The sequence below is a fragment of the Exiguobacterium sp. EF_C8 genome (assembly GCF_054956715.1).
This window is the reverse complement of sequence record NZ_CM143264.1, coordinates 2269246-2283540: the sequence shown is the minus strand read 5'-3', so window position 1 is coordinate 2283540 and position 14295 is coordinate 2269246. Positions and strand designations below refer to the sequence as shown.

11 protein-coding genes are annotated in these 14295 nt (G+C 44.4%); 8 read left to right on the top strand and 3 right to left on the bottom strand.

Annotated features, from left to right (window positions below):
* Positions 1–8 precede the first annotated feature (8 nt).
* From ACY2IG_RS12230 to ACY2IG_RS12220, 3 genes are all read left to right on the top strand, one after another.
* Complete coding sequence (locus ACY2IG_RS12230) at positions 9–1241, top strand: bifunctional folylpolyglutamate synthase/dihydrofolate synthase (protein ID WP_290772041.1); 1233 nt, start codon at positions 9–11, stop codon at positions 1239–1241.
* A 79-nt stretch (positions 1242–1320) separates the two neighbouring features.
* Positions 1321–4902, top strand: coding sequence for a DUF5057 domain-containing protein (locus ACY2IG_RS12225; RefSeq protein ID WP_462617977.1), 3582 nt, complete (start codon positions 1321–1323; stop codon positions 4900–4902).
* Positions 4903–4920: 18 nt separating this feature from the next.
* Positions 4921–5607: an ankyrin repeat domain-containing protein gene (locus ACY2IG_RS12220; protein WP_462617976.1), complete on the top strand. Its 687-nt coding sequence runs from the start codon at positions 4921–4923 to the stop codon at positions 5605–5607.
* Positions 5608–5656: 49 nt separating this feature from the next.
* On the opposite strand, the gene ACY2IG_RS12215 is transcribed toward ACY2IG_RS12220, so the two are convergent.
* The 3 genes from ACY2IG_RS12215 to ACY2IG_RS12205 are packed head-to-tail and all read right to left on the bottom strand — an operon-like array spanning position 5657 to position 8357.
* Positions 5657–7228 carry a type II secretion system protein gene (locus tag ACY2IG_RS12215; RefSeq protein ID WP_462617975.1) on the bottom strand — a complete coding sequence of 524 codons (1572 nt, stop codon included), beginning with the start codon at positions 7226–7228 and terminating at the stop codon, positions 5657–5659.
* Positions 7229–7246: 18 nt separating this feature from the next.
* Positions 7247–7867, bottom strand: coding sequence for a PilW family protein (locus tag ACY2IG_RS12210; RefSeq protein ID WP_056062568.1), 621 nt, complete (start codon positions 7865–7867; stop codon positions 7247–7249).
* Entirely contained in the window at positions 7830–8357 is a 528-nt protein-coding gene (locus ACY2IG_RS12205; protein WP_035406451.1) for a prepilin-type N-terminal cleavage/methylation domain-containing protein, read from the bottom strand. The genes ACY2IG_RS12210 and ACY2IG_RS12205 overlap by 38 nt, the downstream gene beginning before the upstream one ends.
* A 190-nt stretch (positions 8358–8547) precedes the next feature.
* Here ACY2IG_RS12205 and ACY2IG_RS12200 point away from each other — a divergent pair, with 190 nt between their 5' ends.
* Genes ACY2IG_RS12200 through ACY2IG_RS12180 form a run of 5 tightly spaced genes read left to right on the top strand, consistent with a single transcriptional unit; the run spans position 8548 to position 14183 of the window.
* Positions 8548–9915 carry a G5 domain-containing protein gene (locus tag ACY2IG_RS12200; protein ID WP_462617974.1) on the top strand — a complete coding sequence of 456 codons (1368 nt, stop codon included), beginning with the start codon at positions 8548–8550 and terminating at the stop codon, positions 9913–9915.
* Between the two features lie 15 nt (positions 9916–9930).
* On the top strand, positions 9931–10245 hold the full coding sequence (locus ACY2IG_RS12195; protein ID WP_035406455.1) for a hypothetical protein: 315 nt from the start codon (positions 9931–9933) through the stop codon (positions 10243–10245).
* Between the two features lie 8 nt (positions 10246–10253).
* Positions 10254–11918, top strand: a complete 1665-nt coding sequence (locus ACY2IG_RS12190; RefSeq protein ID WP_056062559.1) for a GspE/PulE family protein — start codon at positions 10254–10256, stop codon at positions 11916–11918.
* On the top strand, positions 11915–12961 hold the full coding sequence (locus ACY2IG_RS12185) for a type IV pilus twitching motility protein PilT (protein ID WP_035406460.1): 1047 nt from the start codon (positions 11915–11917) through the stop codon (positions 12959–12961). The genes ACY2IG_RS12190 and ACY2IG_RS12185 overlap by 4 nt, the downstream gene beginning before the upstream one ends.
* Before the next feature lie 4 nt (positions 12962–12965).
* Positions 12966–14183, top strand: a complete 1218-nt coding sequence (locus ACY2IG_RS12180; RefSeq protein WP_035406463.1) for a type II secretion system F family protein — start codon at positions 12966–12968, stop codon at positions 14181–14183.
* The last annotated feature ends 112 nt before the right edge of the window (positions 14184–14295 follow it).

Genomic DNA, 14295 nt, shown 5'->3' with positions numbered 1-14295 from the left:
CGAACAGCATGAGGACGCGAGAAGATGTATTGGATTGGTTATCGAGCTTACTAGCATTCGGCGTCAAACCAGGTCTTGAACGGATGCAGGCGATGTTACTGGAATTACAGATTGACCCGGACGCGATTCCGACGATTCATGTCGCCGGAACGAACGGAAAAGGATCGACGGTCGCGTTCTTGCGTGAGATGGGGGTTGCGGAAGGATTACAAATCGGGACATTCACGTCACCGTACATCATTCAGTTTGAGGAACGGATCATGTTGAATGGGGTACCGATCGCAGAAGACGACCTCGTTGCAGCTGCAATTGCTGTTCAGACTGCTATAAAGCACATCGATCCGGCACTCGGTACAGTCACTGAGTTCGAAGCATTGACGGGACTTGCTTTCTATTATTTTGATCAGATCCGTCCGGATTTCGTCATCTATGAGGTCGGTCTCGGTGGACTGTATGACTCAACGAACGTCTTCAAAAAGCCGGTCGCAGCAATCATCACGTCAATCGGTCACGATCATCAAGCGATTCTCGGAGATACGCTCCAAGAGATCGCCTTACAGAAGTTCGGCATCATCAAACAAGGGACACCGGTCATCGCCGGAAAACTGCAAGAAGAACTGACGGTGCCGTTGATGGCATATTGCGGTGACCGGAATGCGACATTGAAATGGAGCCAGGAAGCAATCATCCGTTACCGGTTAAAGGAAACCGGGACCTGGGCGACGTACGACGGGATTCCAGAGACCCGCTTAGGTCTTGAAGGCCATCATCAAGTTCATAATGCGGCGAACGCCGTCATTTGTGCGCGACGTCTCGGATGGTCGAAAGCGGCGATCCGAAAAGGGCTACGAGAAGCGAAACATCCAGGTCGATTTGAAACCATCTCACGCAAACCACGAATCATTCTCGATGGTGCGCATAATCCGGAAGGCATCACGGCACTCGTTGAACGGTTAAAGGAAGAATCAAAACCTGTGACGTTGCTCTGTTCGATTTTGCGTGACAAAGACCGGTCGGCGATGCTTGCTCAGCTAAGCAATGTTACACCAGATATTTACGAGACGACATTCGATTTCCCGCGAGCAAGGACACTCGATGAGTTAAAACAAGACGGGGCTAATGTAACGACGGTCGAAGAGTTCTTCGATCAATTAGAGATGGACCGGACATACGTCGTGACGGGATCACTTTATTTCATCAGTGAAGTGCGTCATTATTACGCTTCCGTTTTTACAAAATAGGGAAAATCCTGATTCTCTCGTTATAATGAAATGGGGGAGTATAGTCCCATATTTCAATGATACGATGAGGAGACGATAAATGATGAAACAGTGGGTCCGTCTAGCCTTAGCTACCTTACTGATTTTTTCAAGTTTTACGTATATACAGGAGCCACATTCAAAAGCCGCAACGGGTGAAAAGTTTAAGATTTTAGAGATTCGCGATGAATGGTCAATAACAAATCGAATTAATCCGAATGCAGACATCACTTCGCCATTAACCGGACTTGATTCAGCGCGTTTTGATGTTAAGAAGATGACCGTCAAGGAACTTAACGCCTCACGTTTTCCGTTAGATGGAGCGTTTGATGCAATCGTTTTTGATCCTTCAATCAATAGTAATGATCAAGAGAAATATTCGATTAAATTATCTGAGTTTGATAAAAGAAATCATAATACAAGTAAAATCGAAAATGATATTACACGACTAAAAAGTAATGAAATCCTCAATGCATATGTTCGAAAAGGACTACCAGTGTATCTGCATAAAGATATCTTCACGCATGATCAAAGTAATTTCTCAAAGGTCTTGAAGAACTATGTGTCGACGCAAGCAACTGTTTCTTACGAAAATATCAATGATGTCATTAACTCATTGAAGCAAAAAATCAATGTGCGTCCCCGTATCTCGAATGTGACAGTAAAACAAGCAGGTAACACATTGTCGTCTATCGGTTCGATAGCGGTTCCGAATCGACCAATTGAGTTTAGTTATACTCTTGATCAGTCGATAACTGATACTACAGCGACACTTTATATCGATTTTGACAGTAATGATCAGTTCGACGAATCAGAAAAAGTTGATGAATTACCAGCCGCAGCTAACGGGAAACTTACCTATACATTTGACGTTCCGAGTTATACAGGACCACGACAGTGGATGATTCGAATCAATAAAAGCAATGGATTGTCAGACTATAAGACAGGTAGTTTTTTAATGAAAGATCAATTAGCTGAAGCAAAGGTACTTCAGGTTCTTGGAACGAGAGGAACTGGTTCTCTTCTAGATAATCTAAAAGGAGAAAATTTAAGTAAAAATGATTTTTATAATTTTAATTTAAATGTCATAGATTCAGCTAAATTTTCGAGTGAAGTAACTTCAAAAGATTTAAATGCTTCATATGATATGTTGATTTTCGGATTCCAAGATTCTTATGGTACTGCTAGTCTTACTGACCTGGCATTTGATAAAGTTAAGTCATTTACGAATACGGGACAGGGACTCATGTTGACACACGATACCATCTTTAGATCAAATGTAAAAAATGCGCCAACTCGCTGGGAAGCAGACTACGCTACAGCATCGGGTCAAACCTACTATACAAATATGGGGTTTGCAGCACCTAAAAAATCCACGAAAGCCATTCGACAAAATGAAGGGCAAATGACATCATTTCCTTTTGCGTTAGACAATGAGATTTCGATTGCGCAAACACACAATCAATATTTTGCTCTTGATTTAGAACAACCGGATTTAATACCTTGGTATAATATCAAGGAAACAGAAGCAGATACGGAGACTGGTAGGACGGTAGGAGATGCTCGAAATCACTACTATATGTACACCAAGGGAAACATCACATATTCAGGTGCTGGACATACCTCTTCTTTTACAAATGTAGGGGAGCAGAATCTATTTACCAACACGATGTATCGTGCCTTTATCGGCGCGAATCATAAACCTTTAATCAAAAGTCTTTTACCATATGACAAATCAAGTTATCTTGAAAATGAGCCTTTAGCAATCTCATACCAAATAAACGACTACGATCTACAAGATCGTGAGTTGAAGACGCGCATCTATATTGATGATGAGAAAGTGTTTGAAAACAATAAGTTGAAAAACAACTCATTCGTAAGTCAATCGTTTGAATCGAAACTTAAAGGAAAAACGAGCGTGACGATCCGAATTGAAGCAGAAGATCAACGGGGAGCAAAAACGATTGAGACACGGACCATCCAAGTCGTGCGTCCGGCTGCATCCGCACCATTCGTCCTGTCCCGTTCGATTGATCCAGCAACGATTCCAAAAGGGGAAACAGCCGATATCACCTATACCGTCAAAATGTCTCCGATGATGCAAAAGGATGCCATCGGAAACAATGGATACATCATGGGTCAGTTCTCGGTGACGATGGAAAATATTCTGTTCAACGAACAATTCCCGAGTAACCTTGAAATCTTATCGGCGACGGGGCTGACTGGGACGAATATTACCGGTCAGACGATCAAAGGAAATCTTCCGGACATCGAATATGATGAGGCAATTGAAGGCGTTCATAAAGGGGAATGGATCGCGAATCAATCGGAAGTGACGTTTACTGTCAAAGTACGTGCGAAAGATGCCGCAGGAGTTCATTTACTTGATAAAAAAGACAACACGTTGACATCAATAAAAAATATATATCGTGATAAAAAGAATGGGAAAGATAAATCGACGACCGTCGCAAATGATCCACAGGCTTTTCCGACGATTGGTTATGCACTGACACCATCCTTTGCGACAAGTGTGAAGATTCCCTCCGTTAAGATGGATATCACGACACCATCTTATAAAGTCTTGCCAGAAATTAATCCTTCAGGCAGTCAATATGGCGCATTAAAATGGTCGATTGTGGATTCGGAAATCGCATCGATTGATGAAGCTGGTGTCATCAAACCGAAAAAAGTCGGGACGACACAGATTAAACTCATCGTACCAGTCGGAAACGGAAAAGAGTTGACAGCGACTTCAGAACTCGTCATCAATGATGTATTTGGAGGATTAACCGTTCAAAATATACCGGATACATTATATGTGGGAGAGACAAAATCAATGTCCGGAATTGCTTCGATGGTATCGGGACGAAACACACCGATTCAATGGATCGTAATGAACGATTCTCGTGTGACGACGAATGGCTTAACTAAAAATACGTTGGAGCTGACAGGAAAGACGCCAGGAATGGTCACGGTTAAAGCGGTTGTACCTGCAACAGCCGGAAGCTCAACTTATCTTGCTCAGTCACAAGAGTACACGATCCAAGTCAAGTTACCGGAACTATCGGTCTCCCCAAATAATCTGGAACTGTGGGTCGGATCAAATCAAGACGTGACAGCGACGTTTAAACCAAGCTATCTATTACCATTTACGACTTCGACTGTAAGTGGTGCGATTGAGTTGAAACAGACGGCGTCAGGTTATACGATCACAGGTAAATCCGGTACACCAAATGGACCGGTCGAAGCGTTACTCACATTGACAGATTTCCCGGATACAGTCGCGAAGACGCTCGTACGGGTACGCGAGAATCCAATCAATCTGACAGCTGATGATATCGCGATGACGATGAAAGATGATAAGAAATCACCGGTTCTGCGCTGGTTCCCAGTGACGGCGACGGAGCGATTCTATCGCTTGGAAGTCCTTCAAGGTAAGGAATACGTCAAAATTGATGCAACAGGGCAAGCATTGCAACCGTTGCGTCCAGGTGTGGCACGTATCAAGGTAACGGCATTAAAAGAGAATAAAGAGGTGCTCGAAGTCGTGAAAGATAATCAAAAAACACCACTAACGACGACATTTAAGGTAACAATTGGTTCTGAATCAGGAACATCAGACTTGGATGGAGATGTTTACTAAGAAGTGGGGACGCGAGATATGAAACGCAAACGAATCATTGCCGTCCTCTTGATTTTAATTATCATTGGAATCGGGGGGGCGGTATACGTCATAAAAGCGAATCAACACGCAGCACTTGAACAAGGACTACGTTCGGAAAAGCCAGAACGACTTGCTACAGCGTTAAAGGATGCCTCTTTATCGACAAAGGAGAAAAATCATTACATTCGTCGATTCCAAGAAACACTCGCCTTTGACAAGGCGAAGCTTCTCCTTGACGAACAGACCGTCCAAAATAAAGCGAACTGGTTTTATGCAGCGCAATTCACACCGCGTAGTACGGTAGCTGAATGGTTGGCACAAGGTGCAAAAATCAGTCAACTGAATGCGCAAGGTCAGTCGGTCCTTCATGTCGCGACAAGTGTGAATCGATCGATTGATGTCTATACGCTTCTCGTGAAAAAAGCTTCAAAAAAAGAAATCAATCGGATCGATGACTTCGGACATACACCACTCTTTTATGCCACACTGGATCAAAACGATGCAGCGATTAAACTGTTATTGCAAGCAGGAGCTGATCCGAATCGTGGGAAAGAGCAACCAGTCTATGAAACAATTAAACAAAATCGAAAAGATTTATATGTGATGTTACAACAGAATGGTGCAACGGTAGAAAAGAACAAGGTGAAAAAGCTTGTTAAACAATACCGAGCAACGAAATTTTAATTAAAAAAAGAGTCGTTCGTCGCTGACGAATGACTCTTTTTCATGCTCCTTATGGTTGAATACGTTTTGGTGTTTCAACATACAATTGGACGGCTCGGTTGAGTGGAAGTAGTGCAGTAGGGTTTTTCAATACTGTCGCATCATACGCCATGCGTAGACGGGAAGCTTCAAAGTCAGATGATTTGTTAGCGACCATCAGTTTTTCGAGTTCTCTTATGTTTGCAGGAAACGCATTTTCTGGTAAATCTAATTTTCCACGATAGGCGTTGACTTCGAGTTGTCCTTTCGTAAAGATTCCTCCACGTACATTCATTGTTGAACCTACTGAATAAATCGTATTTTTTTGATCGTCGTCACTATACAGAAAAGCATTTAAATCAGGTATAGTCGTCTGAGGCGTTGAGAATTTATTGACTCGGTTAATGACAAGATTTCCTTTACTGAGTAAAATCAATGTATTTTGTTTAGCAGTCGAAGTCAGCCCTTGGATGTTTGCGTCATCCAGACGGCTTGTTCCAGTCGCATAAATCGTTGTTGCAAATCCAACATTTCCTCGAATCAGTAAGTTGCCAAGAACGACGAGAGGACGCTTGATCTCGAGCGGCTGTGTCAATGGATTCAAGGAAGAAATCGTTAAATTGCCGTTAATGATTAAAGGTTCGAGTGTTTCTTGAACAAGATCATCTGTCAATGTCACAGTATTGCCTGTGTTCAATGCTGGACTGATCATTTGTCGCTTCGTATCAAGTTCTGTTAAAAATGGTCCCTTTAATATAGATTGTGGAATTGAAGAATTTTTTAATGCAGAAGCCACTTGCGTAAAAGGCGTATTCACTGGTAATTTCAAGAAATCGTTCAACGCATAGTCGAAATCGAACGGAACTAATGTTTCTTTCGTTGATACTAGCTCCGTTGCACCTTTCGGATCAAAAATCGTTTTATCACACACGAGGTAATCCCTACACTTCAATAATGGCTGAGTCTTCTCTTGGAAAACGCGTACCTGACCTGCGATGTAGGGAAGTGCTTTAGTATTAGTGAAGGTACCATCCTCATTATTGTATTTGAATATCGGGGTCGCAGTTGCTTGCAGGGCGTTGCGGGAAAAAATATTACCTTCGATCAAGGGAGCACCATTTAAGATGACTTGATCATCTGAGCCTAACGTATAGTACAAAAAACTAGGAATGGCAGATAAATAGACACGTTGTCGATACGTTTTTTTTATTGTCGGCTGGTCGCCTTTTTGTTTTGAAACTGTCGCTGTTAAATCAAACGCTTTGACCCGGACGTTTGATGCGGTTTCATTCAGCTTGACGGTCACGTTCGGAACAATTGATTTTAAGGGTAAAACGATAGAATTATCGAGATTCTCAAACAATGCTTGAGAAGAAGTCGTTGGTGAAGTCCCGGTCGTCTTAGAGACGATGTTTTGCAGGGAGGCGACTGCTAAATCAAGATCATTTTGTGTCGTCGTCTCGACATCGATATCTGTCTCACGGATTTCAGTTAAGCGATTCGACTGTAAGCTGATACCGATTGTCGCAACAGCGAGAACGGACAGGACTGTTAAAGTCACAAGAACGAAAAGTAATGTATAGCCTTCTTCGGATTTACGCATACCGTGTTCCTTTCTGAGTTAAAATCCAATCGTACTCGTGAAGGTCTGAACTTCCTCATGATCTGTCGATTGAATTGTAGTTGTAATCGTTAAAATACCGTGAATGACGTAGCGACCCGGATACGTTCCTGATGTAATGGTTTGATACTCCGGACTCGATAACTTGAAAGTCTGTAGTAATTCAGTTTGGTCGTCGATTGACTGTGTCGCTGATTCATACGTTAGTTCGGTACTGTCCAATGTTTGTTCTGCGAATGTATAACGGACTGGTCTCGCTTTCTCTTCTGAAGAAGATGATTCTTCTGTTGCGTCAAAAGGTTCGAATCCACTGGCGCGTTCAAGTAATCCAGTATCGGCGTTCAAGACAGGAAGTGATCTTTTATAAAACGATAATTGTTTTGCTTCATCGACCCGAATTGCATCAAATCCACTGATTTCATTTAAGATGATACCGACTCGACTATCAGCTTCACTGCGTAGTTCACTGATGATCCCAGTTGCCCGAAAGCTTTTCGTACCCGAAATGAATACGGTCAAAATGACCGCACTAAAGATCGAGGCAATGACGATCGCAACAAGCAATTCGACAAGTGAGAATCCATCATTTTGTTGTCGGAAAACTTTGATTGAGCGTCGCATTCGTAATCGATCCTTTCAATGACGTAATCGGTTCAGATGTACCTTCTATATAGACGAATACATGTAAGTCAAGAAGATTTGGATTAACGACTCCTTCTATTTTCCGAGGTGTCACACTGTATTTGACGTCAAAGGCAATATTATTGATTTCAGGATTAGTAAAGATTGATGTACATATAGCCGATAGTCCACAAGAAGGAGACGTGGGCTCGGGAATGACATAGTTTCCATTTAGATAAGTGGCTTTGTCTGCTTGTGTAGATAGAGAACTAAAAGCGAATGGTTCGTCACGTGTCGCTTCTAAAGCTTCTCGCTTGATATAAGATGTTGCATTTTTTGCCAGATAATTCGCGAACGTCAACTCTGTACTGTCACGCGAAGCAGCTAGTGACTGAGAAAAAATACTGATAAGAGATACCGATATGATAGATAAAATCGTGATACTGACTAGTACTTCGATTAGCGAAAAACCGCCTTGCTCGCGATGCATGGATTCACCTCTACTTCATGATAGATGAGAATGAAAGGTCCTCAATGATTTTTCTAGAAAATCAAAAACAGCACCTATTCACAGATCATGAAAGGATTTGTCAGGATAGGACTTATGTTTCATCATAATATTCATTATAATGGAAATACTAGGCACCTGAAATGATTAAATTCATACAGAAAGGAAACAGATGATGATTAATCCAAAGCGTTTTGTTATACATACACTCTTATTACTTGTACTTGTAGCCCTGATTTACGTACCATCGTTTGCCTTGATTTCCTTTACCGGTAAAGCAACGGCACCTACGACATTTTCTGAGACAGCACGTATTGGATCGGTTCCAGTCAGTGGCATGGATCGAAAGGAAGCACAATCGAAAGTCGAGAAAGCGATTACGGAGTGGACGAAGAAAACGCCGCTGTCAACTGGAACAGGAGAAGAGACGACACCGATTCCAACAGAAGTCGTGAAAATCAACGCTGATGACTCTGTAAAAAAAGCTTCTTTGAAAAAAGGCGGAGACTTGATGGTTGCGGTAGACGAAGCGGCGCTTGAGAACTTTCTGGCGTCACAGCCGATCAGTTACTCGGATGAGCAACGCCTTGCTTTTAAGACATGGTTAATTGATACGAGTAAAACGTTACAGGAAGGGAACTTTGATCCTGCTCAATCGGAAGCTGCAGTCGATCCGGCAGGTGAGGTCGTATCGACAGTATCATTCTCGACGCGGTCTGCCGCTGAAGAACAGATGATCACGGCGATGATGAATGTGGAGATCAAGCCGGGACAATTAATGAATGTCAAGACGTACGGTATGGATGCGGTCGCGGGATCATATGTTGGCAGTAAGTTATACGAACTGTTCGCAAAGACTCCATTTGAAATCGTCGAACGGATGCCACATACGTCATTACCAGACGACATCACACTAGGATATGACGTCAAAATTGATGAGAAAACAGATTTTGCCGTTCGTAATACACAAGCATCGATCTATCGTGTCGTTGCGACACAAAACGGAAGTGATGTCACACTTGAATTGCAAGGCACGCCGTTCAAAGAAACGGTTACGACCGTCCTTGAAGGCGAAAAATCGATTCCGTTCCGGACGATTACACGTTATTCTGCAACGCTTACGGCAGGAACGACAAATGATACTCAAGCGGGAGAGGACGGAAAGTCAATCGAAGTCTATCGCGTGACGAAGACGACTCAAGGTGAGAAAAAGCAGTTATTATCCCTTGATTTCTATGCAGCAATCCCAGCAATCATCACAAAGAGTAGTCAAGAAGAACAAGCACCTGTCGTCGTACCTGAACCGGAAGACGACACGAACTCTGATGATTCGACGGATACGAATGATTCCAATGATTCAACGAATACAGATGAGACAGACGATCAAACGACGGATGAACCGCAGACGGACGGAGTTGAGACACCGGATACACCAACGTCTCCGACAAGTCCGACGACACCCGACACACCGGATAGTAATGAAACGGGTGACCCTGCTTCACCAGTAGAAGGTGAAACAACAGGGGAACCTGTCGGATAAGAAGGAGGAGAAGAGATGAACTGGACGACGATAGCAATTGAACTCGGTATCATTATCGGTCTAGCGACGATCATCTGTGGACTGATGTTTGCGGTGACGATTCCTTATGTGACGACGGTGACGACGAAAGCGATTTTATCTGTTGCGGCGATTTTGATCGTGACGTTGATCTATTTCAGTATTCAACTCGACTGGATCACGAACCCACTCGTTCTCACGGGGATTGTCGTCTTATGTCTGTTGACGGCAGTCGTGACAAGTGTAGTTGATGAAAAACATCAAAAACCGGATGTGTTAGAGGAAGAAGAAACATGGCACGCGGAAGGATGACTCGTTAAATGGCAATGAAACGAAAACGTTTAGGGGAAATGTTGATCGAAGAAAGCCTTGTGACAGAACAGCAAGTCGAAGAGGCGTTGACGGTCAAACGATCGACCGAAAAACTCGGCGATGCACTGCTTCGACTCGGGCACTTGACGGAACAACAACTATTAGAAGCACTGCACCATCAATTGAAGATTCCGATCATCCAGCTATACAACTATCCAGTTGACGTAGCTGTCACGAAACTAATTTCAAAAGACTTGGCACAGCGGCACACGCTCGTTCCGGTTTATCGGGAAGGAAACCGTTTATTTATTGCCATGGCAGACCCAATGGATTTAATCGCGATCGATGATTTACGTATGCAGACCGGTTTATCGATTGATGTCGGAATCGCGACACGTGACGAAATCAGACGAACGATCCTGAAGTATTATGACATTGATTCGTCGTTACGGGAGCTACTAGAATCCGATGACATGATGGAGTCGGATCAATCTCGTGATGTCGTAACGCGTGAAGATGCACCCATCATCCGACTCGTCAATCAAATTCTAGAGAACGCGATTGCCCAGCGTGCATCGGATATTCATATGGATCCGCAGGAAACTTCGATGACGATCCGAATCCGGATTGATGGAGAGTTGCGGACGGAGAACAATTATCCGAAACAGATTCAAAGCATTTTGACGACGCGGATCAAAGTCATGAGTGAACTTGATATCACCGAGTCACGCTTACCACAGGATGGACGGATTAAATATGTCTTTAACGGGTTACCGTATGATTTCCGTGTCTCGACCTTGCCGACGGTTTACGGTGAAAAGGTCGTTATCCGGATTCTTGACAGCTCCAACTCGAACATCTCGATTTCAAAAATCGGTTTTAGTTCGCGAAACGAGTCACAGTTCCGGGAGATGCTGAAGCGACCGAACGGGATTATCTTGATCACCGGTCCGACTGGGTCCGGGAAATCGTCGACATTGTATGCCGCGTTAAATGAGTTGAATGACGAGTCACGCAACATCATCACTGTTGAAGATCCGGTCGAGTATCAAGTCGATGGAATCAACCAAGTTCAAGTCAACGCGAAGATTGGGTTGACGTTTGCGAGTGGTCTTCGCTCGATTCTTCGTCAGGATCCGAACGTCGTCATGGTCGGGGAAATTCGAGATATCGAGACGGCTGAGATTTCGATTCGCGCCTCGCTGACAGGACACTTGGTTCTTTCGACCTTGCACACGAACTCTGCCGTTAGCTCGATCACGCGATTGATTGACATGGGAGTCGAACCGTTCCTCGTAGCCGCTTCAATCAGTGGATTGATTGCTCAACGACTCGTTCGCCGTGTCTGTCGCGATTGTGGCGAAGTCCATCCGATTTCAACACGAGAGCAAGAGTTATTTGATCAAGAAGGAATCGAAGCGACAACGGTCATGCGTGGACGTGGTTGCTCGTCTTGTAACATGACGGGGTACCGCGGACGGGTTGCGATTCAAGAAGTCATCATGATTGATGAAGTGTTACGCCGAATGATCATGAATCAATCGACGGAAAGTGACATCACAGCGTACGTTAAGGAGCAAGGACAACGATTCCTACTTGCAGATGGTCTATCAAAAGTCGCGGACGGTATTACGACGACAGAAGAGATTTTACGGACGGTGATTTCAGAATGAACAGTACGATGGAACGGGCACAAATCGAAGATATTTTACGCTCCTCAAAAGAACGAGGAGCGTCAGATGTTCACTTGACGGCGGGATCACCGCCCGTCTTTCGGATCAACGGGACGTTGACACCTTTTGGGACGGAGAAGATGAAACCAATCATCATTGATGGATTTGTACAGTCATTGATCACGGAAGAGATGTATCAACAGCTAAAACAGGACCGGGATATCGATTTTTCGTTCGGTGTGACCGGTGTCGCTCGGTACCGGGTAAACTGCTTTTATCAACGGGGTGCTTTGTCAATGGCGTTTCGGACGATTCCGACTGAGGTACCAACGCTTGAGCAATTAGCGTTGCCTCCTGTTTTAAAACGATTCTTAACAAAACCACACGGCTTGATTCTCGTCACGGGTCCGACTGGTTCTGGAAAATCGACAACGCTTGCAGCGATGATCAATGAAATCAATCAGACGATGTATAAACGGATCATTACGCTCGAAGATCCGATTGAATACTTACATAGTCATCATAAAAGCCTGATCGATCAGCGAGAAATCGGGATCGATGCGCCACGCTTTGCAACCGGCTTACGTTCAGCGCTCCGTCAAGATCCAGATGTCATTTTGCTTGGGGAGATGCGGGACCTTGAGACGATTGCGACCGCCGTGACGGCAGCGGAGACGGGTCACCTCGTCTTTGCAACGGTCCATACGTCGACGGCTGCCTCAACGGTTAGCCGAATCATCGATGTTTTCCCGTCAGAGCAACAAGATCAGATTCGAGCTCAACTGGCGAACGTCCTTGCGGGTGTCATCTCGCAACGCTTGATGCCGCGTTCGGATGGAACAGGTCGCGTCGCAGCCCTCGAAATCATGGTCGATACACCAGCTGTCTCGAACTTGATTCGGACCGGTAAGGAATATCAGATTCAATCCGTCCTGCAGACGGGTAAACAATACGGCATGCAGACGATGCAGATGGCATTGCAGGATCTCGTCAGTCGGGGATTGATTCCGGCTTCTGCTGCATCACCGTACATATCGGGGTGAACACATGGCAGTATTCATTTATGAAGGTCGGACGATGGCCGGCAAACGAAAGAAAGGCAAGATTACAGCACTGACGAAACGAGAAGCCGCAGAACGGTTGCGGACGGATCAGATTGCTGTGACTTCGCTTCAAAAGCAAGAGTCGAAAGGATTAAACACCGAGATTACGTTTCTCAGTGCAAAACCGAAAATTGAACATCTCGTCATGTATGCCCGTCAGTTCGCGACACTTGTGCGGTCCGGTGTCTCAATCGTCAAGGCGACGGAAATTCTGCGGAAGCAGACGGAGTCGAAACCACTCGAACGGGCGCTCGTTGAGGTCGAAGATGACTTACGGAGTGGGATTCAGTTTTCACAAGCGATTGAAAAACACCCACGGGTCTTTGATACATTCTTCGTCAGCATGGCGATGGCGGGAGAGGCAAGTGGGAATCTCGAGGAAGCACTTGATAACATCGTCACCCAACTTGAAAAACAATATGAAATCAAACGGAAAGTCATCTCGGCATTGATCTACCCAGCGGTCGTTTCACTCGTTGCCGTGGGGGTAGTCGTCTTCTTGATGATGAACGTCGTACCAACGTTTGCATCGATCTTTGATCAGCTTGGTAGTGAGTTGCCTTTGATCACGAAGCTCGTCGTCGCCGTATCGGATTTCTTCGTCGCGTACTGGTGGGTCATGTTGTTAATTGCTTTTGGATTAATTGGATTACTGTACTTTAATTTAAAAAACGAACGCCAACGACTATTTTTCGATCGCTTTTTATTAATTATTCCCGTTTTTGGTCCCCTGATCCAAAAGTCGCAGATTGCCTTGATGACCCGGGGGCTGTCCGTCCTGCTTAATGCTTCCGTCCCAATTTTAGCCTCACTCGACATCACGGAGCGAATCGTCACGAATCGGATCATCCGGAAAGGGATTGCGGGCGCCAACGAAGCGATGGCACGTGGCATTCCAATGCACGAACCACTTGAGAAAAACAAATATTTTCCACCTCTCGTCACGCAGATGATTGCGATCGGGGAAGAGTCAGGACGTCTTGATACGATGCTGACAGAAGTCGCGAACTTCTATGAGACAGAAGTCGAGACGACGACAGACCGTTTAAAGTCAATTATTGAGCCACTCTTGATCGTTGTCTTAGCAGCAATCGTTGGTGTCATCGTCATTGCCGTCGTCGTACCGATGTTTAAAATTTACTCGGATATACAAGCGAGTTGACAATTGTAAAAACATTTACCTGATGTGAAAAAAAGACATATTCTACAAAAAATATGGTGCTACTATAATAGTATTCATCTGGATAGTATTACCTACTAACCAAGAACAGTGA

Bases quoted from the DNA above. Each gene is read 5' to 3' on its own strand.
- ACY2IG_RS12230 (WP_290772041.1), top strand. From the start codon at position 9: ATGAGGACGCGAGAAGATGTATTGGATTGGTTATCGAGCTTACTAGCA.
- ACY2IG_RS12225 (WP_462617977.1), top strand. From the start codon at position 1,321: ATGATGAAACAGTGGGTCCGTCTAGCCTTAGCTACCTTACTGATTTTT.
- ACY2IG_RS12220 (WP_462617976.1), top strand. From the start codon at position 4,921: ATGAAACGCAAACGAATCATTGCCGTCCTCTTGATTTTAATTATCATT.
- ACY2IG_RS12215 (WP_462617975.1), bottom strand. From the start codon at position 7,228: ATGCGTAAATCCGAAGAAGGCTATACATTACTTTTCGTTCTTGTGACT.
- ACY2IG_RS12210 (WP_056062568.1), bottom strand. From the start codon at position 7,867: ATGCGACGCTCAATCAAAGTTTTCCGACAACAAAATGATGGATTCTCA.
- ACY2IG_RS12205 (WP_035406451.1), bottom strand. From the start codon at position 8,357: ATGCATCGCGAGCAAGGCGGTTTTTCGCTAATCGAAGTACTAGTCAGT.
- ACY2IG_RS12200 (WP_462617974.1), top strand. From the start codon at position 8,548: ATGATGATTAATCCAAAGCGTTTTGTTATACATACACTCTTATTACTT.
- ACY2IG_RS12195 (WP_035406455.1), top strand. From the start codon at position 9,931: ATGAACTGGACGACGATAGCAATTGAACTCGGTATCATTATCGGTCTA.
- ACY2IG_RS12190 (WP_056062559.1), top strand. From the start codon at position 10,254: ATGGCAATGAAACGAAAACGTTTAGGGGAAATGTTGATCGAAGAAAGC.
- ACY2IG_RS12185 (WP_035406460.1), top strand. From the start codon at position 11,915: ATGAACAGTACGATGGAACGGGCACAAATCGAAGATATTTTACGCTCC.
- ACY2IG_RS12180 (WP_035406463.1), top strand. From the start codon at position 12,966: ATGGCAGTATTCATTTATGAAGGTCGGACGATGGCCGGCAAACGAAAG.